The following is a 24,131-nucleotide window of genomic DNA, read 5'->3' as shown; positions in this document are numbered from 1 at the left end:
ATGAACCCGCGGTTCAGTTGACCGCCGGGAGCGTGGCAGTTGGATTAGCTGTCCGACATTTGTCGCGGCCGGGGAACAGGCTTGAAGCGGTGGTCGGGGTCGCTTATGACCACGGTCTTGAGCATCTTGTCCCACAGCGTCTGACTTCGGTCGTTGTTCAGCATGACGATTCCATTGACTATTGCCCAGATGAAGCCCAACAAGAAGACCCCGCCCAGGAACACAATGACCGCAATTTTCAACACCAGTTCGCGCAGGGCCATCCACCTCCATTCGGCTGCCCGATGGTCTTCAATCCGGATCACCCGCAATTGGAGTACCTGCTTGGCGGGGGTCTGGCCTCGGGAGTAGACGATCAGCGACCAGATCAGCCAGCCGATAACCAAAGTGACGGCAGCCAAAAGTGGCTCAAGCAAGAAGGCGCCGAGACGCTGACCCCTGGAAGCCAGCATTACCGACAGCTCGGGCAGCGCGGTGTCGGGTTCGCCCTCGTTGTATTCCTCGGAAGGATCCGGAGATGGAGAAGGAGGTGGTGCTGGCTGGGGTGCCTCCCGGGGAAGCTTTGCCTCATCGGTGCTGACTGGATCGACCGACTGCACGCCGTCGTCGGCCACTTGGTCGGTCCACTCCTCGCCATCGAACCAGCGGTACTGGTGGCGGCCCGTGGGATCGGGTTCCCAGGACGAAACGCTCATTGCGAAATCAGGCTAGTGGCGAGACGTCGACTAGGCACCCGTCAGCAAGGCAGTTATTCATTGGGATTGCTTCACCACAACGATGGTGCCAGCGGCACTGTCGTGCCACCCTCGGCGGTCCTTTCCCCAAGTCAGGGAGACATAGCAAAGCAATGAGATCAACCACCCGACCAATGGAATAATCAGGATCAAGTTGGGAAGGGCCCAGCGGCCCAGCGATTTCGCCGGTCCAGGATTCGTACCGGCGCCGGATCGAATCACCTTGATTCCCAATGCCATCTTCCCAAGTGTTTGGCCTCGGATGGCGATCATCACCACCTCATACAGGAGTCCCCCAACAAGCGGCGGCAATATCAGGATCAAGAGGATGGATGCCCCCAGGTCCTCGAGCTCCTGCTCTGTCGTGGACGAGATAACCCCGAGGAGCACGATCAACCAAGCGGTCGAAATGATCTCAAAGTCGATGAGGCGGGCTCCGAGCCGCGCCCCGGGAGTGGCGAGAAGCACAGTTCGGCCATGTCCGGTCCTAGCCCAACGCGCATTCTTGGTGGCAGAACGATCAATGCGCACCACGACCGTGCCGGCATAGGAGTCATGCCACCCTTGACGATCACGACGCCACGTCAACGACAGATAGCAGAGGTAACTGAGCGGTAGTCCAATAAACGGGATCAGTCCCAAGAGACCGGGTATAGCCCACCGGCGAACGGCCCTCTTGAACCCGGGAACGCAGCAGTCTTCAACTCTGACGACTTGAATTCCCGCGGCCATCTTGCCCAACGTCTGACCTTTGGTTGCGGTGAAGGCCACCCAGTAGACCGAAGTGACCAATATCACTGCGAGGAAGATGAGCCATTCTCCACTTGAGGAAGGCCAGAGGGGGCCGGTGAAAGTGCTCAAGAAATCGCCCCAGCTCAGATCTAGTTCCTCCGAGTCGTCCGAGAAATCCATCAAAAAGATCAACGGAATAATGAAGGGAAGCGAGAACAAGGCGATGGCAAATCCGTCGACCATCCAGGCGCCCAGACGGGCACCAGGGCTGGCTAGCGTCACTGTGCGGCCATCGCCGAGGTAGGCCTTTCGGCCCAAAAGTTCTATTTGGCCGGATTCCGCTTCCTGCGGGTTTGTGGGAGCGGACAACTGGCCAAGGCTGGTTGCCGGGTCGCTCTTGGCAACCCCGTCATCGGCCACATGGTGGGTCCACTGGTCGCCGTCCCACCATCGGTACTGATGACGACCGGTGGGGTCAGGAAGCCAGGCTGGGTTGCTCACAGTTCAGATGGGGGAGACAAATGGTCCACTTAGCCGCTGGTTCGATTCCGTGACCGGCGGGAACGGTCGAAGTGGTAGTCAGGATCGTGAACCACCACTGTCTTTAGCATCATGTCCCACAGTGCCTGCTTCCTGTTGCTGGCCAGCAGAGAGACTCCGTTGGCCAAGATCCACAGCAAACTGAGGCCAAGGAAGATCAAATCAAGGAAAGTTCCGATCGCGCCAAGCAGCACCAACTCCCGCAACGCCATCCATCCCCAGTGAGCGTTCCTCCGCTCCTCCAACCGCACGACTCGCATCCTTAGCAATTGTTTGGCCGGGGTTTGACCTCGGGCAAAGACGATGAGCGACCAGATGAGGTAGCCAATACCCAGGGTGACGATTGCCAGTGGAATTTCGAGCAATCGGGCACCGAGGCGCCGTTTCCTCGACGCCAGCATCGACAGAGGGTCGGGGGTCTCAGACCCAGGTTGGGGCATTGGCACTCCCGGTACCGAGCCTGGAGGCGGAGGCGGCAATGGAGGCGCTTCGCGGGGAAGGTCCGCTTCGCCAGGGGTGATTGGATCAACCGACTGCACACCGTCGTCGGCTACTTGATCAGTCCACTGTTCACCATCGAACCAGCGGTACTGGTGGCGGCCAGTGGGATCCGGCTCCCAGGACGAAACGCTCATGTAGACGTCACGTTAGTAGTTGGCAGCGACATTCCTGCACCGGCAGGGTGATGGGGATGACGGGCTATGACGAGTTCTCCATGCTGGCGGACAACGCCTCTGAGGTGGGGCTCGGCTGGGACGGGCCGCCTCCAGTGAAGCGTCGCCGGGTGGAACTGCCCGGTGGACTCGGCTTGAGCGCCATCGTGTGGGGGGATGCCCCGGCCCGGGTGGTGTTCATCCACGGGGGCGCTCAGAACGCCCACACCTGGGACACGGTGGTGCTGGCGCTGGGGGAGCCTGCGGTGGCCATAGATCTGCCCGGCCACGGGCACTCCGACTGGCGCCCTGAGCACGACTATTGGCCGCCGTCGATGGCCGACGACATAGCGGTGGCCATCCGGGAATTGGCCCCGCAGGCCGAGCTCGTCGTGGGCATGTCGTTAGGGGGGCTGACCGCAATTTGCCTTGGGGCCCGTCACCCTGAGCTGGTGCCCTCCCTGGCGGTGGTGGATGTGACCCCCGGCACCGACCACGCCAAAGCCGAGCCCATCGTGGAGTTCATTTCCGGGCCTCAGACCTTCGAGAGCTTCGACGACATCTTGGGCCGGACCATGGAGTTCAACCCAACCCGCACCGAGTCATCCCTGCGGCGGGGCATCATCCACAACGCCTTCGAGCAGGAAGATGGCAGCTGGACCTGGCGGTGGGACCCGGTGCGGGACTGGAAGCTCACTGATCCCGACAAACCCACCGCGGGCAGCCCCGAGTTCTCCGACCTGTGGACCGCAGTGGATGCGCTGAATTGCCCGGTGGTGCTGTACCGGGGAGCGGATTCAGGGGTGGTGGGCGACGAGGACGTGGATGAGCTCCTACGGCGCCAGCCTGATGCCGAAGTGGTGGTGGTGGCCGATGCGGGCCACAGCATCCAAGGCGACCAGCCGCGAGAGCTGGCCCGCCTGCTGGCCTCCCGACTCAGCTAGAAGTCAGTCGTTGCCGTAGGCCGCGCTCAGCCGCTCGAAGCCGCCGATGCCGGGTGCCGGCTGGCCACCGGGATAGCGGACTTCGTAGACCCCGGCCAGGCCGTCTCGCCAGCTCACCTGGCACGGGCCGGTGAGCGAAATCCGCTTGGCCGGATCGGCCCCCGAACCGGGCTGGGATCCGGGGAAGGAGTCGTATATGACCTCGGGCATCTTGCCCGACAGCTCGCCCAGCAGCATCACCCAGTCTTCGGCCTTGACGTGCTCGTCCCCACCCCAGTTGACCACCGTGGCCGGCACCGAGGCCGCGGCTAGAAGCGGCTCCACCTGGGCATTCATGTCGTCTTGGTGGATGGGGGAGTAGGGCGAGGGCGCCGGTGCCCGCAGCCGGATCGGCTGGTCGCTCATCAGCCAGTCCATGTGGTACACCGGCAGCCCGCCATTGGGCCCATAGCTGGCGTTGATGCGGGCGATGGTGGTGGGCAGGTTCAAGGACCGGGCCATGGTTCGGGCCACCGCCTCCCCGCCGATCTTCGACATCGAGTAGGTGGGGGCGTGGACGGCGTGGCAGTCGCCGATGCGGTCGGTCTCGGTGTAGAGGTGCCACGGGTCGGGATTGGGGTGGTACACCGAGCAGGTTGAGGCGATGAGCGCGGCCTTGGCCCTGTGGCAGTGGGCCATGAGCAGGCCGGTGCCCTCGGCGTTCACCTGGATGGCCCAGTCGTAGTCCAGCCCCTGGCTCTGGAAGGCGGCCATGTGGACCAGATAGTCGAAGTCGTCGGGCAGCATCGAGAAGTCCCCGTCGGCCATGTCCACAACCTCGGTGTGAACCCCAGCGGCCTCCACCATCTTCCGGCTGCCCTCGGCGCTGAACCGGGCGATGCCCCACACCTCGTTGTGCTCGGCCAAGTAGGCGGCCATGGGGAGGGCGATCTGGCCGGTCATGCCGGTGATGAGGATCTTCTGGTCTTGCAGCATGGGAGTTCCTTACGGGTCGGGGCTAGAGGTCGTCGATCAGCTTGAACAGCTCCGCCGAGGCCAAACCGGCATCGGCTCCTGCCTCGGCCAGCTTGTCGGCCACCCACTTGTGGAGTCGGGCCATGTCGGCGTCGCCGGGGTCGGGGGGCAGGTCCAAGGTGGTCTCGTATTGGCTGACGAAGGCCTCGATTGCGCCGGCCTTGACCGCCTCGAAACCAGCGGTGTCCTCGGCGTGGTCGGGCTCGTCGGCCTCGAATAGCAGCAAGGCGTCGGGGCGGTGGGGATCAAGGCCCAATTCGGGGAAGAAGTGCGGATCGCGGGCGGCCACGATGCCGTCGACGGTCAGCCAGCCGGCGTGGCGGTGATCAGGGTGAAGACGCCACCGCCGCCACGGGTCGTGGCCCAGCACAACATTGGGACGCAGAGTCCGGATCCACGAGGCCACTTGTCGGCGGGATTCTGGACCCGACTCCAATTCCCCGTCTACCCATCCCAGAAACACCACTTCGCCCACTGCGCCCAGCCGCCGAGCCGATTCCCGCTGCTCGTCTTGGCGCACCGCCACCAGCTTTTCCAGGTCGGCATCGGGATTCCATGTGCCTTTGGAGCCGTCGGTACACACCAGCAGGCTCACCTCACAGCCTCGGGCGGCCCACTTGGCCAAGGTGGCCCCGGCCTTCAGCTCGATGTCGTCGGGATGAGCGCCGATGGCCAGCGCCCGCTCGGGGATGGCCAGATCCTGGGACTTCACGCCCTCACAGCCATTTCTTTGAGATCGGCGGGAAGGTCGATGTCCAATCCGAACGACGGGTCGCGCAGGATCCGCAGACTGCGTCCCAGCCGCTGGGCCTCGGCCAAATGGCGGGCGAATGAGCCCTGACCGTAGGAGAACTCGAATGGACAGTCGCCGGGCAGGGCGATCACGTTGGTGCCGTCGTTGTGGCGGTCGGGCACCAGGGTGATGCCGGGCCAGTCGCCCAGCGGTGCCAGCGATCCCGCCAGCGGGAGGTCTCCGTGGGCCACAACCACCCGATCGAAACCGGCCTCTCTCAGGTGATCCACCCCGCTGCGCACCGCGCCGTTCAGCCCGGTGCCGGGGCGCCACACCACCTCAGCGCCCACGGAGTCGGCCCATTCCCGCACGCCGCGGTCATCGCACACCACCGCTACCGGGAGCGGCGCGGCCGACTCAACCACATGAGTGGCCATGTCCCGGGCCAGAGCAGCCCGTTCGGTGGACCCAAGAGCGGGGGCCAGTCGGTTCTTGGCCTCCGCAAAGGCCTTCACCGGGATCAGCACCGCCACCGTTGGCCCTGGTCTCACCCGCAGGAGTCTACGGCCATCCACTGTGTCGACCCATACGCGGTACCGCTGGCTAACTTTCGGCCCTGTCCCGTCTACGCTCAATGCCTATGTCCAATCGGGTTGCGGTGATCGGGGGAGGGTCGTGGGGCACCACGGTTGCCCATCTGGCCGCCCACAATGAGCCCACCGTTCTGTGGTGCCGTGATCCCAAGACGGCCGCCGCGGTGAACGAGCACCACGCCAATCCCCGCTATCTGGCCGGCTTCGATCTGCATCCCGGGCTGCGGGCCACTACCGACTTGCAGCAGGCTGTGGCCGAGGCCGAGGTGGTGGTGATGGGCGTCCCGTCGTCGGTGTTCCGACCGGTCATGGAGAAGGTGGCTCCTCACCTGCGCCCGTGGGTGCCGGTGGTGAGCCTCACCAAGGGGCTGGAGCAGGGCACCCGTCGGCGCATGACCGAGATCGTCAACCAGGTGGCCCCCGCTCACCCCGCGGGGGCGCTCACCGGTCCCAACCTGGCCAAGGAGATCCTGGCCGGCCACGCCGCCACTTCAGTCATCGCCATGGCCGACGACACGGTGGCCGCAGCCCTTCAGGGGGTGTTCACCACCGACCTGTTCCGGGTCTACACCAACGACGACGTGGTCGGCTGCGAGCTGGGCGGCACCCTCAAGAACGTGATCGCTCTGGCCTCGGGCATGGTGGACGGCCTCGGGGCCGGGGACAACACCCGGGCCGCGGTGATCACCCGGGGCTTGGCGGAGATGGGCCGACTGGGCACCGCCATGGGCGGACGAGCCGACACCTTTGCCGGTTTGGCCGGGATGGGCGACCTTCTGGCCACCTGCATGAGCCCCCAGAGCCGGAATCGCCATGTCGGCGAGCAGCTCGGTCGGGGTCGAAAGCTCAAGGAGGTTCTGGCCGGGATGGACCAGGTGGCCGAGGGGGTGTTCACCGCCGGGGTGGTGGTGGAGTTGGCCGCCGAGCACAGCGTGGAGATGCCCATCAGCGCCGAGGTGTTCGCCGTGGTCAAGGGCACGAGGACCGCCGCTCGGGCGACCAGGGTGCTGATGGGGCGCCAAGCCCGCCCTGAGCCAGAGGACAACAATTTCAAGAATTCGCGGCTCCGCCGTATCTGGCGGTTCGTGACCCGCGCCTCTCGATGAACAGCCCACTCCACTCGCGGTGAGCAAGCCCCTCGACGTTCTCGGCGCCCCCGGATGGGGGGAGGTGGATGCCCGCGGGTTGGTCCGACCGGGCAGCGGGGAATGGACGCTGGACTGGTGGGTGGGGGCGTCCGACCGCTGGCACCGGGCATCCCAGGAGGCCGCAGTGCGCCAGAGCGAGGTGGGGGCCGGTGCGGTGGTGGAGACCCGCATGAAGGTGCCCGACGGCGATGCGGTGCAGCGGGTGTGGGCGGTGGCCGCCGGCGGGGGACCGGCGGTGGCAGTGGTGGAGGTGGGCAATGAGGCCGCCACCGCCTTCGCGGTCGCCATGGTGGTGGAGGCCCCAGGGACGGTGCTCACGGTGGACAAGGGTGGGATGGCCGTGGGCGGCCAGCCAGTGCTGGCGTGGGATCGTCCCCCGGCGAGTGCCGCGGTCGGTCGTGATGCGGTCGAAGCTCTGCTGGAGGTCGAAGGCGGGGGTGCCGCGGGATTGGACCACAAGGGCCGCGACATAGCTGGGTTGGTGTGGCCGCTGCCTCACTCGGCCCGGCTGGCGGTGAGCGCTTCATTGGGCCGCGGTAAGCCCTCGCCGCCGTCAGACCTGCCCGATGCCGATGCGGTGCGGCGGGGCTGGCAGTCACATCTGGACCGGGGGGCACGGATCGAGGTGCCCGATGAGGGATTGGCCCGGCGAATCGACCGCAATCGACGCCGATGGCTGGGACGCACGGGCCGCATGGAGACGGCCGACGTTGCCGAGCTCTGCGAGCTGTCGGTGCGGCTCGACCACCACGGCTACCACGATGACGCCGTGCTGGTGCTGGACGAGGTCGCCGCCCGTTGGACCACCGAGGCACCGACCGAGCGGTTGAGGGCCTTCACTGTCCACCACGACCTGACGGGCGACCAGCAGGCCGCTATTCGATTTGTCGAGGCGGTGGCCGAAGGGGTTGAGGCTGCGGCCCGGATGGGCGCAGAGGTGCCGGTGGAGCCGGTCGAGCGCCTCCTGATCGCCGCAGGCCAGGACCGGGCCGCTGAGGACTTCCGCCGCCTTGGCCTGGGTTTGGCCGAGCCTCCTGCTGAAGGGTTGCGGGCCGAGCTTGTGGCCGACCACGGAGACGAGTTGCTTTTGGCCCCCGGCTTTCGACCGGCCTGGCAAGGTGGATCCTTGGCGGTTTACGAGCTTCCTACCCGGTTTGGGCCGCTGTCCTACGCGGTGCGCTGGCACGGCCCCCGCCCCGCGCTGCTGTGGGAGTTGGACTGCCGCCCCGGCCAAAAGCCGGTCACCATTCGGGCCCCAGCCTTGGACGGGAGCTGGTCGAGCGACGAACCGACCGGAGAAACGCTTTTGGCCGCATCCCGCTAGCTACCTTGAAGAGATGCGGGCCGCACTCAAGTCGGCTGCCCCCACCTTGGCGATCGAGCGCCGCCTGTGGGCCGAGGGCCACCAAGTGGTGGTGGGCATGGACGAGGTGGGCAAAGGCGCATGGGCTGGCCCCCTCACCCTGGTGGCCGCGGTGCTGCCCGCCGACCGAAGGGTCTACCGGGTGCGGGATTCCAAGCTTCTTACCGAAGATGAGCGGGAAGGGCTGTTCGATCGGATAGCAGATTGGTGCGTGGCTTGGTCGGCGGGCCACGCTAGCAACGACGAGTGCGACCGGCTCGGCATGTCGGCCGCTCAGCGATTGGCGGCCCGGAGGGCTCTGGATGGTTTGGGCCTGAGTGCCGACGCGGTGCTGGTGGACGGCCGGTGGGATTTCGTGGGCAACGGCAAGACCCGTGCGCTGGTCAAGGGCGACGCCACCTGCCTATCCATCGCCGCCGCGTCCATCCTGGCCAAGGTCACCCGCGACCGGCTCATGCGAGCCGCAGCCGTCGACTACCCCGACTACTGCTTCGACTCCAACAAGGGGTACCCCTGTCCCCGCCACCGGGCCGCCCTGGCTGCCCAAGGCCCCACCCCCCTGCACCGCCGCTCCTGGGCCTTCATGGACACCCACGGTTGGTCCCACCTCCGAATCGGCCCCAACACCGCCCTGCCGTTCTGATTGACCGTCGGGTTGGGGCAAGCGGGTACGATCTCGGGGCGTATGGGACAGCCGGTGACTGTTGTGGAGAGGGCGACGAGCCGTCCGGGGGTGATCCGCTATGAGATCAACCGGAGCATCACTGGCACCGGCCATGAGCACTATTCGGTTGGGCGGGAGGTCGCCGGGGAGCGGCCGGTGGACGAGCTGGCCCGCCGCCTGTTCGACCGGGGCGGCATCGATGCCATCCACGTGAACAGCAACATCATCACCGTGGATCTGGCCAAGGGCGGCACCCGCGACGGTATCGACGACCTGATCGCCAACCTGTTCATCTACTACGGCCCCGGCGTCGAGGTGCCCACCATTCCCGAAGGGGACTGACATGCGGCGGAGGCAATGACCTCTCGTCGCCAATCTGTCGAGCGCTGGTTCATCCGCCGGGGCGTTCCCCACGTCATCCACGACTACCGGGCCACCACCGATGTTTTCACCCGGGCAGTGCCGTTCCTGGCGCTGGTTTTCCTGATCGAGATTTTCGCCTCCTTTGGCGACCGGTTCGACGGGTGGGCCCAATTCGGCGTGTTCTGGGCCGGCGCGGCCATTGCCTTGGGCGCCGTGGCCGCGGTCAACGCGCTTAGGGGGCGACGGCTGTTTCAGCTTCCCGACCGGGTGGGCGCCATCGAGCTGGCGGTGTTCGTGCTGATTCCCCCCGTGCTGCCGGCCCTGTTCTCCGACGACCGGTTGTCGGATACCGCTGGCCTGGCGGTGATCAACATCGCTCTGCTCGTGGGGGCCTATGTGGTGGTGAGCTTCGGCCTGCTCCCCATGCTGTTTTGGGCCGGGGGCTACTCGGTCAACCAGATCGCCCTGATCGGCCGATTGGTGGGGCGGATTCTGCCGCTGCTTTTGGTGTTCAGCGCATTCTTGTTCCTGAACGCCGAAGTGTGGCAGGTGGCCCACGACTTCACCTGGCCCTTCTACGCCATCGTTTTAGGGGTTGTCGGCCTCATTGCCCTGGGCTCGGTGGCGGTTCGGGTGCCGTCGGAGCTGGTTGGTCTGGCCCGGTTCGAAAGATGGGAAGAGGCGTGTGAATTGGTCGACGGCTGCGATTCGCCGCTGGCTCCGGCCACGCCGCCCGCCGACTTCGCGGTTTCGGATGTTCCGCCCCTCGAACGCATGGACCGGGTGAACCTCGGGTTGCTGATGTTCGTGGCCCAGGCCGTGCGGGTGGTGCTGGTGGGGGTGGTTATCGGGGCGTTCTATGTGGCCTTCGGCCTGCTGGCGGTGAGGGAGGCCACCATCGTTTCGTGGGTGGCGTCGGATGCACTGGACCCCCTGGCCCGCTTCGGCTTGTTCGGCAACGAGCTGGTGCTCACCTGGGAGTTGCTAGGGGTGTCGGGCTTCATTGCCACCCTGTCGGCCCTTCAGTTCGCAGTGTCCACCATCGTCGACAAGGCCTATCGGGAGCACTTCTACGACGACATGGCCCACGAGGCCCGAGAGGTGCTGGCCACTCGGGCTCTGTACCTGGCCGAGCTCAGCCAGCAGGCCGAGCCGGACGACGGTTAACCGACAGCAGCGTTGCGCAGGAACGTGCCGGGCCGCTCTCCGGTGGAGCGGTCATCGGCCCAGGTGGGCACGCCGTTGACCACGGTGGCCCGATAGCCGGCCGGCTTGCGGCTGTAGCGCCAGCTGCCGGTGGGGAGATCGTCCACCCGGACCTCGTCGCCCAGATCGATCTCGTCGAGGGCGAAGACGGCCAGATCGGCAGCGGCCCCTTCGGTCACCACCCCCCGGTCCTGAATACCGAAGAATGCGGCCTGCTTGCCGGTCACCGAGTGCACCGCCTCCTCGGTGGTTAGCAAGCCGAGATCGCGAACCATCGAAGTCAAGAAGTAGGTGGCGTCGCCGGCCCCGACGAACATCTGGATGTGGGCCCCGGCGTCCGACGCCCCGTTCACCGTCATCGGCGAGCGGGCCATCTCCGCCAGCGTCTCGTTGTCCACCGGCTGGGGCTGGGTCTTGAGGTGGGTGCCCATGTTGTTGTCCAGCAGCCAATCGGCCACCGCATCCGAGAGGTGCATGCCCCGGGCCTCGGCCAGATCGGCGATAGACCGCCCGGTCCACTCGGCGTTGCGGGGCTCATCGGAGGCCAGCAGGATCATGTGGGGGCGGTTGATGGGGGCCAGGGTGTAGGTGCAGGCGTCCCAGTCCTCCCGGGCGCGTGCTCGCCAGGCCTCATCCCGCAGCATGGCCATCTTGGCCTCGTCGCCGTCCACGTTGCACAGCTCGTGCCACGCCTCCACTCCGCTCCACATGATCGACCGCTCGAAGTGGAGGTTCACGTAGCCGGGCCTCACCGAGTACAGCGTGGCGATCTCACTGCCCTCGGCGTTGAGCCGCTCCACCAGATCCAAGGAGATCTTGCGTTCCTTGGCCCGGTTCTCCTGGGCGAAGAAGCCGCCCCAGTTGGCCCGGATGCCCCGGTTGCGGCACAACGCGGCCATTCGCTCCATGTCGCCGGGGAAGTGCTCGAACTCGAAGGCCCGGGGCACGAACTGGAAGGTGGTGCCGGGATGGGCGGCCACCACATCGAGCAGGTCGCCCCACTCCTGGTCGTCGGCCATGCGGCTGGGCACCAGCCGGTTGTGGCGGTCGAGGTCCATGAGCGAGGTCGAAAGGCCGAACGCCCCAGCGGCCAGCCCCTCGTTGAGCAGCTGGGCCATCTCGGCCCGCTCGGCTTCGGTGGCGGCTCGCTCCCACGCGTCGGCGCCCATGACCCACATCCTCAGGGTCTGGTGAGGGAAGAAAGCGGCCACGTTCAGCGCCGTAGGGTGCTGATCGTTGGCGGCCTGGTACTCCGGCCAGGTCTCCCACGTCCATGGGATGGCCGTCTCGAAGGCATCGGTGGGGAGATCCTCGATGAAGCACATCAGCTCGATGAGCTGATTGCGGTCGGCCTCCCGCAGCGGGGCCAGGCCCAGGCCGCAGTTGGCCAGCACCACGCTGGTGGTGCCGTGCGACGGCATGGGGTCGATATGGGGATCCCACCACAGCGATCCGTCGTAATGGGTGTGGGGCTCGATGAACCCCGGCGTCACCAGAGCGCCGCCGGCGTCGATCTCCGGCTCACCGTCGGGCCGCAATCCCGGTCCCACCTCGGCGATCCTCCCCGAGCGCACCCGCACGTCAGCCTCGAACGAGGGTGCGCCTGTGCCATCCACCACCGTTCCTCCGCGAACCAGCAAATCTCCTGAAGCCATGCCAGAACCTTAGGAGGAAAATTGACCCAAACCCGACTCGGCTCTGAGGGAGAATTGGCAGACCGCGCCGAGCCCATTTGATGCGGTGTTGAAGGATGAGGGTTGCCATAGTGGAGTCCGATGGCTGAGCCAGAGCAATTGGTGGTCGAGGCCGAGCGCCAGGCGGCGGCCGCGACCACCGTCGATGAACTGAGCGCGGTGCGGACCGCAATGACCGGCAAGCGCTCCCCGCTGGTGGCGGCTCGCAAGGCCTTGGGCGATCTTGAGCCCGAGGCCCGCAAGCAGGCCGGGCAGGCATTGAACGCGGCCAAGGCCGCCATCGACGACATCCTCAGCGCCCGCGAGGCCGAGCTGTCGGCTGCGGCCCGGGCCGAGCAGCTGGCCGCCGAGCGGCTCGACCTCACCGAAGTCACCGAGTTGGGTGCCGACGGGCATCTCCACGTCATCACCCAGACCTGGCAGGAGCTGGAGGACGTGTTTGTGGGCATGGGCTACCAAGTGGCCGAGGGCCCCGAGATCGAGAGCGAGTGGTACAACTTCGGCGCCCTCAACTTCCCCCTCGGGCATCCGGCCCGGGACATGTACGACACCCTGTACGTGGACTACGGCGAGCCGGGCACCACCCTGCTGCGTACCCACACTTCCCCGGTGCAGGCCCGGGTGATGGAGAACCAGGAGCCCCCCATCTATGTGGTGGCCCCCGGCCGGTGCTTCCGCCAGGACACCGCAGATGCCACCCACATGCCGGTGTTCCATCAGATCGAGGGCCTGGTGGTGGACCGCGACACCACCCTGGGCGATCTGGCCGGGACCATCGAGGCGTTCACCGCCGCTTACTTCGGGCCGGGCTTCACCTCTCGGCTGCGCCCCTCCTACTTTCCGTTCACCGAGCCATCGGCGGAGTTCGACATCCAGCGCCCCGACGGCACCTGGCTGGAGCTCGGGGGCTGCGGCATGGTCCACCCCAACGTGTTCGAGGCCTGCGGCATCGACTCCGAACAGTGGCAGGGGTTCGCCTTCGGTTTCGGCATCGACCGCCTTGCCCTCATCCGGTTCGGCATCGACGACCTGCGCGAGCTGTGGACCAACGACATCCGCTTCCTGGGGCAGTTCTGATGGCCCGCACTCCGATGCATGAGGCGGCAGCGCGATGAAGGTGCTGTTGAGCTGGCTGCGGGAGTTCGCCCCCGACATCGAAGGCGAACCCGAACACCTGGCCGGAGTGCTGTCCGACCTGGGCCTGGCGGTGGAGGAGCTGTCCCACGTCGGGCAGGGGCTGGACGGCATCGTGGTGGCCGAGGTGCTGTCTACCCGCCCCCATCCCGATGCCGACCGCATCCACTTGGTGGATGTGGACGCGGGCGACGGCGAGGCCCTCCAAGTGTGCTGCGGGGCCTTCAACATGGCGGTAGGCGACCTGGTGCCGCTGGCTACGGTGGGCACCACCATGCCCGGCGGTATGGAGATCGCCCGCCGGAAGATGCGCGGGGAGTGGAGCAACGGGATGCTGTGCTCGGGGGCCGAGATCGGCATGGGCGACGACCACGAGGGCATCTTGATCCTGGACCAGGGGCTCTCGTTGGGCGCACCCCTCACCGAGGCGCTGGGCATCCATCCCGATGTGCTGTTCGACCTGGAGGTGAACCCCAATCGGCCCGATGCCATGTCGGTGATGGGGGTGGCCCGCGACCTGGCCGCCCGCCTCGGCGTGGGCTTTGCGGTGACTGCCCCCGGGGTTGAAGAGACCGGCCAACCGGCGGCCGAGCGGGCCGCGGTGAGCATCGCCGCCCCCGATTTCTGTCGGCGCTTCGGCGTGCGGGTGCTCGACAACGTGCCCTCCGGGCCGTCGCCCCGGTGGATGGCCAACCGGCTGTTGGCCGTGGGGCAGCGGCCCATCAACGCGGTGGTCGACCTGTCCAACTACGTGATGTTCGAGCTGGGCCAGCCCAACCACACCTACGACCTCGACTTGGTGCCCGGCGGGGAGCTGGGGGTGCGCATGGCCCATCGGGCCGAGCAGCTGACCACCTTGGACGGGGTGGAACGCACTCTCACCATCTACGACGGCGTGATCGTCAACCGCGACGACGAGGCCATCGGGCTGGCCGGGGTCATGGGCGGGGCCTCCACCGAGATCTCCGCCGAGACCCGCTCGGTGCTGCTGGAAGCCGCGTGGTGGGATCCCATGACCATCGCCCGCACCGCCCGCCGACTGGGCCTGCGCAGCGAGGCCTCTGCTCGCTTCGAGCGGGGAGCCGACCCCGAGATCATCCCCATGGCGCTGGACCGCTTCGCGGAGTTGGCCGCCGCGCTGGGGGCCACCACCAGTCCGGGCATGATCGATGCCACCGGCAACCGGCCGGAGCACATCACCGTCCGTGTGCGGACGCCGCGGGTCAACGCCATCTTGGGAACCGAACTGAGCATCGACGAGATGACCTCCCTGTTGGAGCCCATCGGGTTCGCCTGCGAAGCCGGCGGCGACAGCCAGGATTTCGACGTCTCCATCCCCTCGTGGCGCATCGACTCGGCCACCGAGATCGACGTGATCGAGGAGGTCGGACGCCTGCACGGGTACTCCAATATCGTTCGCACCGTGCCGGTGACCGAGCAGGCCGGAACGCTCACACCGCAGCAGCAAGATCGCCGCCACATACGGGCGCTGCTCACCGGCATGGGGATCACCGAGGCCATGCCCCTGCCCTTCTTGGCTCCGGGTGATCTGGCCCGAGCCGGTTTGGGCGACGACGGCATCACGGTGACCAACCCGTTGGTGGCCGAGGAGTCGATCATGCGCACCTCGCTGCGCCCTGGGCTGCTCAAGGCCGTGGCCTACAACGCGGCCCGGCGCACCACGGGGGTGTCGCTGTTCGAGATCGGCCGGACAAATCCCGGCGGGGGAGGGGAACTCCCCGACGAACACGAGCACTTGGCCGTGATCCTGGCCGGCCAGGAGGCCACCGCAGCCACCACGCTTTGGCGCCGACTGGCTCGCCATCTGGCCGTTGCCAATCCCGGAGTGGTCAACGGCCCGGTGGACGGCCTTCACCCGGGACGCTCCGGCCAAGTCTTGGCCGACGGCCAGCCGGTCGGTGCACTGGGCGAGATCGACCCCCAGGTGCTGGACGCCTACGAGATCGACGAGCGGGTGGCCTGGCTGGAGGTCGACCTCGGCGCCCTATTGGAAGCCGATCGGGGACTGGCGCCCTATCGAGCCCCCAGCCGCTACCCCTCCAGCGATATCGACCTGGCCTTCACCGTCCCCGACGAGGTTTCGGCCGACGAGGTGGCCGCCACCATCGCCCAAGCAGGAGGCGTGCTATTGGCCTCGGTCGCCCTGTTCGACGTGTTCCGCTCCGAGCAGCTCGGCGAAGGCTGCCGCAGCCTGGCCTACACCCTCCGCTTCGAAGCCGCCGACCGCACCCTCAACGACGCCGAAGTCGCCGCCGCCCGCCAAATCTGCATCGACGCCGTTACCACCAGTCACAACGCCACCCTCCGCGGCTGACACTTGGCGGCAATTGACTTGAATACTTATTCATAGTTGTGCATAATTGTCCCCATGGGGCAGAAGATTCCTGTTGGGATCATTGGTGCGTCGGGGTATGTGGGCGCGGAGTTGATGCGGCTGCTGGCCGCCCACCCGGGCTTCGACGTGGGGTTTGTGACCGGCGATACCCAGGCGGGGCAGCCGGTTGCTGATCTGTATCCCCACCTGGCTGCGATCGGTGCCGAACAGGAGTTCGTGAAGTACGACTCCCACCTGTTGGACGACGTGGCGATGGCGTTTTTGGCGCTGCCCCATGGCCAGTCCATGGCCCTGGCTGGCGACGTCTTGGATCGGGGCAAAGTTGCCGTCGATTTGGCCGCTGACTTCCGGCTGACCGATCCGGCTCAGTACGAACAGTGGTACGGGGAGCCGCATCAGACTCCCGAACTTCTCGGAATTTTTGCCTACGGCCTGCCCGAGCTGTTCAGGGATGAGTTGGCGGGCGCCACCGCCGTGGCCGTTCCCGGCTGTTATCCCACCGCCGCCGCGCTGGCCATCGCTCCGCTGGTCCGCACTGGCCTCATCCAGCCTGAGGGGGTCATCGTGGACGCGGCCAGTGGTGTGTCTGGAGCTGGACGGCCTCCGAAGGACCACATTACGTTCTGCGCGGTCGACGAGGACTTCACCGCCTACGGACTGCTCGACCACCGTCACACCCCCGAGATTGAGCAGGCCGCCGGCGCGTCGGTGCTGTTCACTCCCCACCTGGCTCCGATGAACCGGGGCATCTTGGCCACTTGCTATGCCAAGCCCGCGGCGGACACTTCCACCGACGCGCTGCTGGCCGCGCTGGCCGAGTTCTACGCCGACGAGCCGTTCATCGTGGTGTCCGACCGCTCACCGTCCACCAAGGCCACGCTGGGCTCCAACGCTGCCCACCTCACCGTTCGCTACGACGCCCGCACCAACACGGTGGTGGCGCTGTGCGCCATCGACAACCTGGTAAAGGGAGCCGCCGGACAGGCCATCCAGTGCGCCAACCTGATTTCCGGGCTGGATGAGGCCACCGGGTTGACCGCTGTGGGGGTGTACCCATGAGCGTGACCGACGTCCCCGGATTCACCGCCGCAGGGGTGACCTGCGGCATCAAGCTCAGCGGCAAGCCCGACCTCGCCATCGTGGCCACCGCCGACGGCGCCGCGGTCAGCGCAGCCGGCGTGTTCACCTCCAACAAGATGACCGCGGCCCCGGTGCTGGTATGCCGGGAGCACTTGGCCGCCACTGGGGGAGAGGCCACCGCCGTGGTGCTCAACAGCGGCAACGCCAACGCCGCCACCGGGGCGCAAGGCATGGCCGACGCCCGCCAGATGTGCCAGGAGACCGCCGCCGCTCTCGGAGTGGCTCCCGAACAGGTGCTGGTGTGCTCCACCGGGCTGATCGGCTACGCCCTGCCCATGGACGCGGTGTCCTCGGGAATCATGGCCGCGGCCCAGGCCATCACTCCCCAGGGCGGCCCCCAAGCAGCCGAGGCCATCATGACCACCGACACCGTCCCCAAGCAGGTGGTGGTCGCCGGCGACGGCTTCACCGTCGGGGGAATCGCCAAGGGCGCCGCCATGCTGGAGCCCAACATGGCCACCATGCTGGCCGTGCTGGTCACCGACGCGGCCGCCGATCCTGACACCCTCCAGCAGGCCCTCCGGGCCGGAGTGGCCGGCACGTTCAACACCCTCACCGTGGACGGCGCCGAGTCCACCAACGACACCGTGTTGATCCTGGCTAATGGTCAGGCTGGCCCCATTGATCCTGACGCCCTCACCCAGGCCATCGCCGATGCCTGCGAGAGCCTGGCCCTTCAGATGGCCGACGACGCCGAGGGCTCCACCAAGACGGTGTTCCTGCGGGTCACCGGGGCGGCCTCCGACGCCGAGGCGGCCAAGGCGGCCCGGGACACGGCCAACTGCCAGCTGGTGAAGTGCTCGTGGTACGGCCAAGACCCCTACTGGGGCCGCATTGCCTCGGAGATGGGCGCAGCGGGGGTGGCCTTCGACCACACCAAGCTCACCATCGCCTACGGCGACCATGTGGTGTACCAGTACGGCGAGCCCGCCCATCCCCCCGAGCTGGCCCAGTACATGACCGGCCGGCGCCTCGACCTCCACGTGGATCTCGGCATGGGCGACGGCTCGGCCCGGATCATCACAACTGACCTCACCCACGCCTACATCGACGAGAACATGGGGACGTCATGAGCTTCAAAGCCGAGGACACCGCCGCGGTCCTCACCCAGGCCCTGCCCTACATCCAGCGGTTCTCGGGCTCGACCGTCGTGGTGAAATACGGCGGCAGCGCCATGGACAGCGACCACTTGGCTGGATTCGCAGCCGACGTCGTGCTGATGCAATCGGTGGGCATTCGCCCCGTGGTGGTCCACGGCGGCGGCCCCCAGATCGGCGAGATGATGGCTCGGCTCGGCTTGGAGCCCCGCTTTGTCGACGGGCTGCGGGTCACTGACGCCGAGACGCTGGACATCGCCCGAATGGTGCTGGTGGGCCGGGTCAACCGCGACATCGTGTCGGCCATCAACGTCCACGGCCCCCTCGCGGTCGGGGTGTCCGGAGAGGATGCCGGCTTGATCCAGGCCCGGGCCGAGAACCCGGAGCTGGGCTATGTGGGAACGGTGGACACGGTCAACACCGCCATCATCGACCGGCTGCTGGACGAGAGCCTGATCCCGGTGGTGTCCACCATTGGTGCCGACGCCACCGGCCAAGCGCTGAACATCAACGCCGACACCGTGGCCGGGATCCTGGCCGGCGCCCTAGGCGCGGCCAAGGCCGTGTTCCTCACCGATGTCGAAGGACTGTTCGCCGACCCCGCCGATCCGTCCACCCTCATCAGCGTGACCACCGCCTCCGATCTGGACGCCATGATCTCGTCCGGGGATTTGACCGGGGGCATGATCCCCAAGGCCGCTGCCGCCATTCACGCCGTTCGCCACGGCGTGGCCTCGGCCCACATGGTGAACGGAGCCACCCCCCACGTGCTGCTGCTGGAGCTGTTCACCGATTCCGGTGTGGGCACCATGGTGTACCCCGACTCCCAACCAGACTCACCAGGTCAGGAGGCCACCCCATGAGCACCCACACCGATGCGGTGGGCGTCGACACCGGCTCCTGCCCGCTCATGCCCACCTATGGCCCGCCCTCGGTCATGTTCGTGCGGGGCGAGGGCTGCTGGCTCTGGGACCGCAACGACACCCGCTACCTGGACTTTCTCAGCGGTATTGCCGTGGTCAGCCTGGGCCACGCCCACCCCCGGGTGGCCGAGGCTGTGGCCGAGCAGGCCCGCACCCTGTGCCATGTGTCCAACCTGTACGCCACCGAGCCCCAGATGCACGTGGCCCGCACCATCGACCGCCTGGTCGGCGGGCCTCCCGGTCAGGTGTTCTTCGCCAACAGCGGGGCAGAGTCCAACGAGTGCGCCATCAAGCTGGCCCGCAGATGGGCCGGGCATGGCCGCTACACCGTGATCAGCGCGGGCCGGTCGTTCCACGGGAGGACGCTGGCCACGCTGCACGCCACCGGCCAGGCCGAAAAGCACGAGGTCTTCCAGCCCCTGCCCGAGGGCTTCCGCCACGTTCCCTGGGACGACCTCGCCGAGTTGGAGAAGGCCATCGACGACTCCACCGCGGCGGTGCTGTTGGAGCCCATCCAGGGCGAAGGCGGCATCAACGTTCCATCAGACGGCTACCTCCAAGCGGTGCGCGAGCTGTGCGACGACCGGGGGCTGCTGTTCATGCTCGACGAGGTGCAGACCGGACTGGCCCGCACCGGGCGCTGGTTCGCCCACCACCACGACGGCGTTGAGCCCGACGTGGTGACCATGGCCAAAGCGCTGGGCAACGGCATGCCCATCGGGGCCTGCTGGGCCCGGGCTGATGTCGCCGCTTCCTTCAAGCCCGGCGATCACGCCACCACGTTCGGCGGCCAGCCTCTGGCAGCGTCGGCGGCCAAGGCCACGCTGGCCGTGATGGAAGAACTGGATCTGCCCGCCCGGGCCGCCGCGGCTGGAGAGAAAATGCGGTCCGCGGTTGAGGCTCTTGACGGCGTCGCCAGCGTGCGGGGCCGGGGCCTGCTGCTGGGCGTGGAATTGGCCGAGGAGCGGCCGGCCGCCGAGGTGGTGACCGCGGGGATGGACGCCGGTCTGGTGCTGGGAACCGCCGGGACCACCTCTCTGCGGATCGCCCCGCCCCTCATCATCAGCGACGACGAGATCGCCCACGGCGTAGCCGTGCTCGACAAGGTACTGAAGTCATGACGTCGGTTCGCCACTTCCTTGAGGTCGATGATCTCACTGCGGCAGAGCTGGCCACGGTGCTGGAGCTTTCTGCCGACCCTTCTCCCACACCGGCGTTGGAGGGCAAGGGCATGGCCCTGCTGTTCGAGAAGCCCTCGGCTCGCACCCGGCACTCCATGGAGATGGCGGTGGTGCAGTTGGGCGGCCATCCGGTGTCCTTCGCCGCCTCTGAAGTGGGCATCGACGATCGTGAGTCCGCCGAAGACGTTGCCCGAACGCTGGCCTGTTTCCATGCGGCCATAGGCGCCCGAGTGAAGTCGCACGGCTTGCTCGAGCGCATGGCCGCAGTCAGCCCGGTCCCGGTGGTCAACATGCTGAGCGACCAGGCCCACCCCTTGCAGGCCCTGGCCGACCTGCTGACCGTCAAGCAGGAGTTCGGGGAGATCAGCGGCCGTCGCATCGCCTTCGTGGGCGACGCCAACAACGTTTCCCGGTCGCTGGCCATTGGCGCCGGTTTGGCCAAAGCTCAGTTCGTCATCTCCGGCCCTCCCGGTTACCAGTTCAGCGAGGTTGATCTCGACCGCGTCTCTGCTACCGGCGGGGCGACTGAAATCGTCGACGACCCGATTGAGGCGGTGGCCGATGCCCATGTGGTGTACACCGACGTGTGGGTGTCGATGGGCGAAGAGGCTCAGGCTTCCGAGAAGATCGATGCCTTCGCCAACCGCTACGCCGTTAGCGAGGCCCTCATGGGCCGGGCCGGCGCCGACGCCATCTTCTTGCACTGCCTGCCCGCCAAACCAGGCCAAGAGGTCGCCCACGAGGTGATTTATGGCCCCCAGAGCCGCATCTGGCAGCAGGCCGAGAACCGGATGCACGCCGCCCGCGGCCTGCTCGCCTTCTTTTTGGGGGCGTCATGAGGCTGGGCAAGAATCAGCGCCAGCACCGGATCGCCGAAATCCTTCGCCAGGAGTCGGTGTCCAGCCAGGACCACCTGGTGGAGCTCCTGACCGACCAAGGAGTGGCCGTCACCCAGGCCACCGTGTCGCGCGACCTCGACGATCTGGGCGCGGTCAAAGTCCCCACCGGCGGCGGGTCGGTCTACGCCATCCCCGAGCTCCCCTCTGAGCAGGTCGCCCCTGATGACCACCTCAAGCGGGTGCTGGGGGAGTGGGTGGTGGCGGTGGGCTGCTCCCACAACTTGGTGGTGCTGAACACCCCGCCGGGGTCGGCCCACGTGGTCGGCTCGGCCATTGACCGCTCCGCGGTCCACGGCGTGCTGGGCACCGTCGCCGGCGACGACACCGTGCTGGTAGTGGCCACCGAAGACGTCGGCGGCCCCCTCGTGGCGGCCGACTTCCGCTCGCTGGCCGGACTCACCGAGGAGGAGAGCTCGTGAACCAGAACCTGAACAAGATCGTGCTGGCCTACTCCGGCGGGTTGGACACCTCGGTCATCCTGCGCTGGTTGCAGGACACCTACGGCTGTGAGGTGGTCACCTTCACCGCCGACCTGGGCCAGGGCGAGGAGCTGGAGCCGGCCCGGGCCAAGGCCGAGGCCATGGGCGTAAAGGAGATCTACATCGAGGACCTGCGCGAGGAGTTCGCCGCCGACTTCGTGTTCCCCATGTTCCGGGCCAACGCCATTTACGAGGGGGAGTACCTGCTGGGCACCTCCATCGCCCGCCCCCTCATCGCCAAGCGTCTGGTGGAGATCGCCGCCGAGGTGGGCGCCGACGCCATTTCCCACGGCGCCACTGGCAAGGGAAACGACCAAGTGCGATTCGAGCTGGGGGCCTACGCCCTGAACCCCGACATTTCGGTGGTGGCCCCGTGGCGCATCTGGGACCTGGGCTCCCGGGAGAAGCTGGTGGCCTACGCCGGCGAGCACGGCATCCCCATCGAAGCCGAACGGGAGGGCGGCTCGCCTTTCTCCATGGATGCCAATCTGCTCCACATCTCCTATGAGGGCGGTCCGCTGGAAAACCCCTGGACCGAGCCCCCCGAAGAGATGTGGCGCTGGTCGGTGGCGCCGGAGAACGCCCCCGACACCCCAACCGAGATCGAGCTCGCCTTCCAGGGCGGCGACATCACCGCTATCGACGGCCAGCTCCTCAGCCCAGCCTCGGTGCTGGCCGAGCTGAACCGCATCGGCGGGGCCAACGGCATCGGACGGCTCGACCTGGTGGAGAACCGCTACGTGGGCATGAAGTCGCGGGGCTGCTACGAGACCCCGGGCGGCACCATCATGCTCAAGGCCCACCGGGCCATGGAGAGCCTCACCCTCGACCGGGAGGTGGCCCACCTCAAAGACGAGCTCATGCCCCGCTACGCCCAGCTGATCTACAACGGCTATTGGTGGAGCCCCGAGCGCCTGATGCTCCAGACCGCCATCGACCACTCCCAGGCCCGGGTGAACGGCACCGTGCGGCTCAAGCTGTACCGGGGCAACGTGATCGTCACCGGACGGCAATCCGACGACAGCCTGTTCGACGAAGCGGTGGTCACCTTCGAAGAGGACCAAGGCGCCTACCAGCAGGCCGATGCCGAGGGGTTCATCAAGCTCCACGCCCTGCGGTTGCGCACCCTGGCCCAGAGAGCGGGCTCGCCATGAGCACGCTCTGGCAGGGAAGATTCGACGGCGACCCCGCCGACGAGCTGATGGCCTACACCGCCAGCATCGGCTTTGATGTCCGGCTCGCGCCCGACGATATTGCCGGGTCGCGGGCCCACGTCCTGATGCTGGGTCGGGTCGGCCTGCTCGACGAGGCCGAGGTCGACCAGGTGCTGGCCGCCCTCGACCAGGCCGAGGCTGAGTTGGCGGCGGGGGACTTCGCATTCGCCCCTGGCGACGAGGACATCCACACCGCCATCGAGCGCCGGGTCACCGAGCTGGCCGGTGAGGCCGGGGCCAAGCTCCACACCGGTCGCAGCCGCAACGACCAAGTGGCCACCGACCTGCGGCTGTTCTGCAAGCGGGAGCTGGCCGCCATCGCCGCCGACGTGATCGCCCTTCAGCAGGTGCTGCTAGACCGGGCCATCGCCGCTGGCGATGCCTACCTGCCCGGCTACACCCATCTCCAGCGGGCCCAGCCGGTGCTGTTGGCCCACCATCTGCTGGCCCACGGCTGGGCGCTGGCCCGGGATGTGGACCGGCTGGCCGACGCCCGCACCCGCTTGGACGTCAGCCCCCTGGGGGCCGGCGCGGTGGCCGGGTCTTCGCTGCCCCTGGACCCCTACATGGCCGCGGCCGAGCTGGGCTTTGCCGCCCGGTTCGAGAACTCCATGGACGCGGTGTCCGACCGGGATTTCGTGGCCGAAGCCCTGTTCGCGCTGACCATGGTGGCCATCCACCTGTCGCGACTCGGCGAGGAGATCGTCTTTTGGACCTCGGAGGAAGCCGGTTTCGCCACCCTCGACGACGCCTACGCCACCGGCAGCTCCATGCTGCCCCAGAAGAAGAACCCCGACATCGCCGAGTTGGCCCGGGCCAAGGCCGGGCGGCTCATTGGGAACCTCACCGGGCTCTTGGCCACCCTCAAAGGGCTGCCGCTGGCCTACAACCGCGACCTCCAAGAGGATAAGGAGCCCCTGTTCGACACCCTCGACCAGGTCCGCCTCGGGGTTCGGGCCATGACCGGGCTGATGACATCGATCGCATTCAATACCGACACCATGGCCGCAGCCGCCGACGCTCCCACCGCAGCGGCCACCGACTTGGCCGAGCATCTGGTGGCCAGCGGCATGCCATTCCGTGATGCCCACGCCGCAGTCGGCGACCTGGTGCGCCGCAGCCTGGAGGGCGAGGGGTCCTTGGCCGACTTGGTGCAGGCCGACCCCCGGTTGGGAGAGGAAGCCGCCCAGTTGCTCGCCCCCGGCGTCCCCGTCACCCGCCGCACCACCCCCGGTGGGGCCGGCCTCCAGTCGGTGAGGGCCCAAATGGCCAATTTTCAAACCCAACTCATTGCCGAAAGCAGCCGCTTCGATTGAGGCAACCGGCG

Annotated in this window: 23 protein-coding genes; 16 read left to right on the top strand and 7 right to left on the bottom strand. The window is 67.2% G+C overall.

From position 1 onward, the window contains the following. Positions 1-44: 44 nt before the first annotated feature. The 3 genes from ACOGXH_RS11920 to ACOGXH_RS11910 are packed head-to-tail and all read right to left on the bottom strand — an operon-like array spanning position 45 to position 2,641. Positions 45-695: an RDD family protein gene (locus tag ACOGXH_RS11920; protein WP_419929304.1), complete on the bottom strand. Its 651-nt coding sequence runs from the start codon at positions 693-695 to the stop codon at positions 45-47. A gap of 57 nt (positions 696-752) precedes the next feature. Beyond that, positions 753-1,967 (bottom strand): RDD family protein, encoded by a 1,215-nt coding sequence (locus ACOGXH_RS11915; RefSeq protein WP_419929303.1) that lies wholly within the window; start codon positions 1,965-1,967, stop codon positions 753-755. Between the two features lie 29 nt (positions 1,968-1,996). Next, positions 1,997-2,641, bottom strand: a complete 645-nt coding sequence (locus tag ACOGXH_RS11910; RefSeq protein ID WP_419929302.1) for an RDD family protein — start codon at positions 2,639-2,641, stop codon at positions 1,997-1,999. A gap of 56 nt (positions 2,642-2,697) precedes the next feature. Between ACOGXH_RS11910 and ACOGXH_RS11905 the strand changes: the two genes are divergently transcribed. After that, positions 2,698-3,603, top strand: a complete 906-nt coding sequence (locus ACOGXH_RS11905) for an alpha/beta fold hydrolase (RefSeq protein ID WP_419929301.1) — start codon at positions 2,698-2,700, stop codon at positions 3,601-3,603. A 3-nt stretch (positions 3,604-3,606) separates the two neighbouring features. Here the strand turns inward: ACOGXH_RS11905 and ACOGXH_RS11900 are convergent, their stop codons facing one another. The 3 genes from ACOGXH_RS11900 to cofC are packed head-to-tail and all read right to left on the bottom strand — an operon-like array spanning position 3,607 to position 5,901. After that, a complete protein-coding gene (locus ACOGXH_RS11900; RefSeq protein WP_419929300.1) occupies positions 3,607-4,578 on the bottom strand; it encodes an NAD-dependent epimerase/dehydratase family protein in 972 nt (323 codons plus the stop codon). A gap of 22 nt (positions 4,579-4,600) precedes the next feature. Beyond that, positions 4,601-5,329 (bottom strand): PIG-L deacetylase family protein, encoded by a 729-nt coding sequence (locus ACOGXH_RS11895; RefSeq protein WP_419929299.1) that lies wholly within the window; start codon positions 5,327-5,329, stop codon positions 4,601-4,603. After that, positions 5,326-5,901, bottom strand: coding sequence for a 2-phospho-L-lactate guanylyltransferase (cofC, locus tag ACOGXH_RS11890; protein WP_419929298.1), 576 nt, complete (start codon positions 5,899-5,901; stop codon positions 5,326-5,328). Before cofC ends, ACOGXH_RS11895 begins: the two co-directional genes overlap by 4 nt. An 89-nt stretch (positions 5,902-5,990) precedes the next feature. On the opposite strand from cofC, the gene ACOGXH_RS11885 reads away from it, so the two are divergent. From ACOGXH_RS11885 to ACOGXH_RS11865, 5 genes are read left to right on the top strand one after another with little or no spacing between them, the layout of a single operon-like run. Then, entirely contained in the window at positions 5,991-7,049 is a 1,059-nt protein-coding gene (locus ACOGXH_RS11885) for an NAD(P)H-dependent glycerol-3-phosphate dehydrogenase (RefSeq protein ID WP_419929297.1), read from the top strand. A 19-nt stretch (positions 7,050-7,068) separates the two neighbouring features. Then, entirely contained in the window at positions 7,069-8,415 is a 1,347-nt protein-coding gene (locus ACOGXH_RS11880; RefSeq protein WP_419929296.1) for a hypothetical protein, read from the top strand. Between the two features lie 13 nt (positions 8,416-8,428). Beyond that, entirely contained in the window at positions 8,429-9,097 is a 669-nt protein-coding gene (locus ACOGXH_RS11875; protein WP_419929295.1) for a ribonuclease HII, read from the top strand. 42 nt (positions 9,098-9,139) lie between these two features. Beyond that, positions 9,140-9,460, top strand: coding sequence for a hypothetical protein (locus ACOGXH_RS11870; protein WP_419929294.1), 321 nt, complete (start codon positions 9,140-9,142; stop codon positions 9,458-9,460). Positions 9,461-9,475: 15 nt separating this feature from the next. Further along, on the top strand, positions 9,476-10,648 hold the full coding sequence (locus tag ACOGXH_RS11865) for a hypothetical protein (protein WP_419929293.1): 1,173 nt from the start codon (positions 9,476-9,478) through the stop codon (positions 10,646-10,648). Here ACOGXH_RS11865 and ACOGXH_RS11860 read toward each other — a convergent pair. After that, positions 10,645-12,342: an N-acyl-D-amino-acid deacylase family protein gene (locus tag ACOGXH_RS11860; RefSeq protein ID WP_419929292.1), complete on the bottom strand. Its 1,698-nt coding sequence runs from the start codon at positions 12,340-12,342 to the stop codon at positions 10,645-10,647. The two genes, ACOGXH_RS11865 and ACOGXH_RS11860, sit on opposite strands and share 4 nt — an antisense overlap. Positions 12,343-12,462: 120 nt before the next feature. On the opposite strand from ACOGXH_RS11860, the gene pheS reads away from it, so the two are divergent. The 10 genes from pheS to argH are packed head-to-tail and all read left to right on the top strand — an operon-like array spanning position 12,463 to position 24,120. Beyond that, a complete protein-coding gene (gene pheS, locus ACOGXH_RS11855; RefSeq protein WP_419929291.1) occupies positions 12,463-13,458 on the top strand; it encodes a phenylalanine--tRNA ligase subunit alpha in 996 nt (331 codons plus the stop codon). 34 nt (positions 13,459-13,492) lie between these two features. Further along, the gene (gene pheT / locus ACOGXH_RS11850; RefSeq protein WP_419929290.1) at positions 13,493-15,850 is read left to right on the top strand and encodes a phenylalanine--tRNA ligase subunit beta; all 2,358 of its coding nucleotides are present in this window, start codon (positions 13,493-13,495) and stop codon (positions 15,848-15,850) included. 54 nt (positions 15,851-15,904) lie between these two features. Then, complete coding sequence (gene argC / locus ACOGXH_RS11845; protein ID WP_419929289.1) at positions 15,905-16,930, top strand: N-acetyl-gamma-glutamyl-phosphate reductase; 1,026 nt, start codon at positions 15,905-15,907, stop codon at positions 16,928-16,930. Beyond that, positions 16,927-18,084 (top strand): bifunctional glutamate N-acetyltransferase/amino-acid acetyltransferase ArgJ, encoded by a 1,158-nt coding sequence (gene argJ / locus ACOGXH_RS11840; RefSeq protein WP_419929288.1) that lies wholly within the window; start codon positions 16,927-16,929, stop codon positions 18,082-18,084. Before argC ends, argJ begins: the two co-directional genes overlap by 4 nt. After that, positions 18,081-18,971, top strand: coding sequence for an acetylglutamate kinase (argB, locus tag ACOGXH_RS11835; RefSeq protein WP_419929287.1), 891 nt, complete (start codon positions 18,081-18,083; stop codon positions 18,969-18,971). The genes argJ and argB overlap by 4 nt, the downstream gene beginning before the upstream one ends. Next, positions 18,968-20,152: an acetylornithine transaminase gene (locus tag ACOGXH_RS11830; RefSeq protein ID WP_419929286.1), complete on the top strand. Its 1,185-nt coding sequence runs from the start codon at positions 18,968-18,970 to the stop codon at positions 20,150-20,152. The genes argB and ACOGXH_RS11830 overlap by 4 nt, the downstream gene beginning before the upstream one ends. Continuing rightward, on the top strand, positions 20,149-21,051 hold the full coding sequence (gene argF / locus ACOGXH_RS11825) for an ornithine carbamoyltransferase (protein ID WP_419929285.1): 903 nt from the start codon (positions 20,149-20,151) through the stop codon (positions 21,049-21,051). The genes ACOGXH_RS11830 and argF overlap by 4 nt, the downstream gene beginning before the upstream one ends. Then, a complete protein-coding gene (gene argR, locus ACOGXH_RS11820) occupies positions 21,048-21,530 on the top strand; it encodes an arginine repressor (RefSeq protein ID WP_419929284.1) in 483 nt (160 codons plus the stop codon). Before argF ends, argR begins: the two co-directional genes overlap by 4 nt. Next, the gene (locus ACOGXH_RS11815) at positions 21,527-22,744 is read left to right on the top strand and encodes an argininosuccinate synthase (RefSeq protein ID WP_419929283.1); all 1,218 of its coding nucleotides are present in this window, start codon (positions 21,527-21,529) and stop codon (positions 22,742-22,744) included. Before argR ends, ACOGXH_RS11815 begins: the two co-directional genes overlap by 4 nt. Next, positions 22,741-24,120: an argininosuccinate lyase gene (argH, locus tag ACOGXH_RS11810; protein WP_419929282.1), complete on the top strand. Its 1,380-nt coding sequence runs from the start codon at positions 22,741-22,743 to the stop codon at positions 24,118-24,120. Before ACOGXH_RS11815 ends, argH begins: the two co-directional genes overlap by 4 nt. The last annotated feature ends 11 nt before the right edge of the window (positions 24,121-24,131 follow it).

Source organism: Candidatus Poriferisocius sp. (genome assembly GCF_965208355.1).
In the GTDB taxonomy this organism is placed as follows: domain Bacteria; phylum Actinomycetota; class Acidimicrobiia; order Acidimicrobiales; family Bin134; genus Poriferisocius.
Note: the sequence above shows the minus strand (reverse complement) of the source record. Positions and strands in the feature narration are given on the sequence as shown.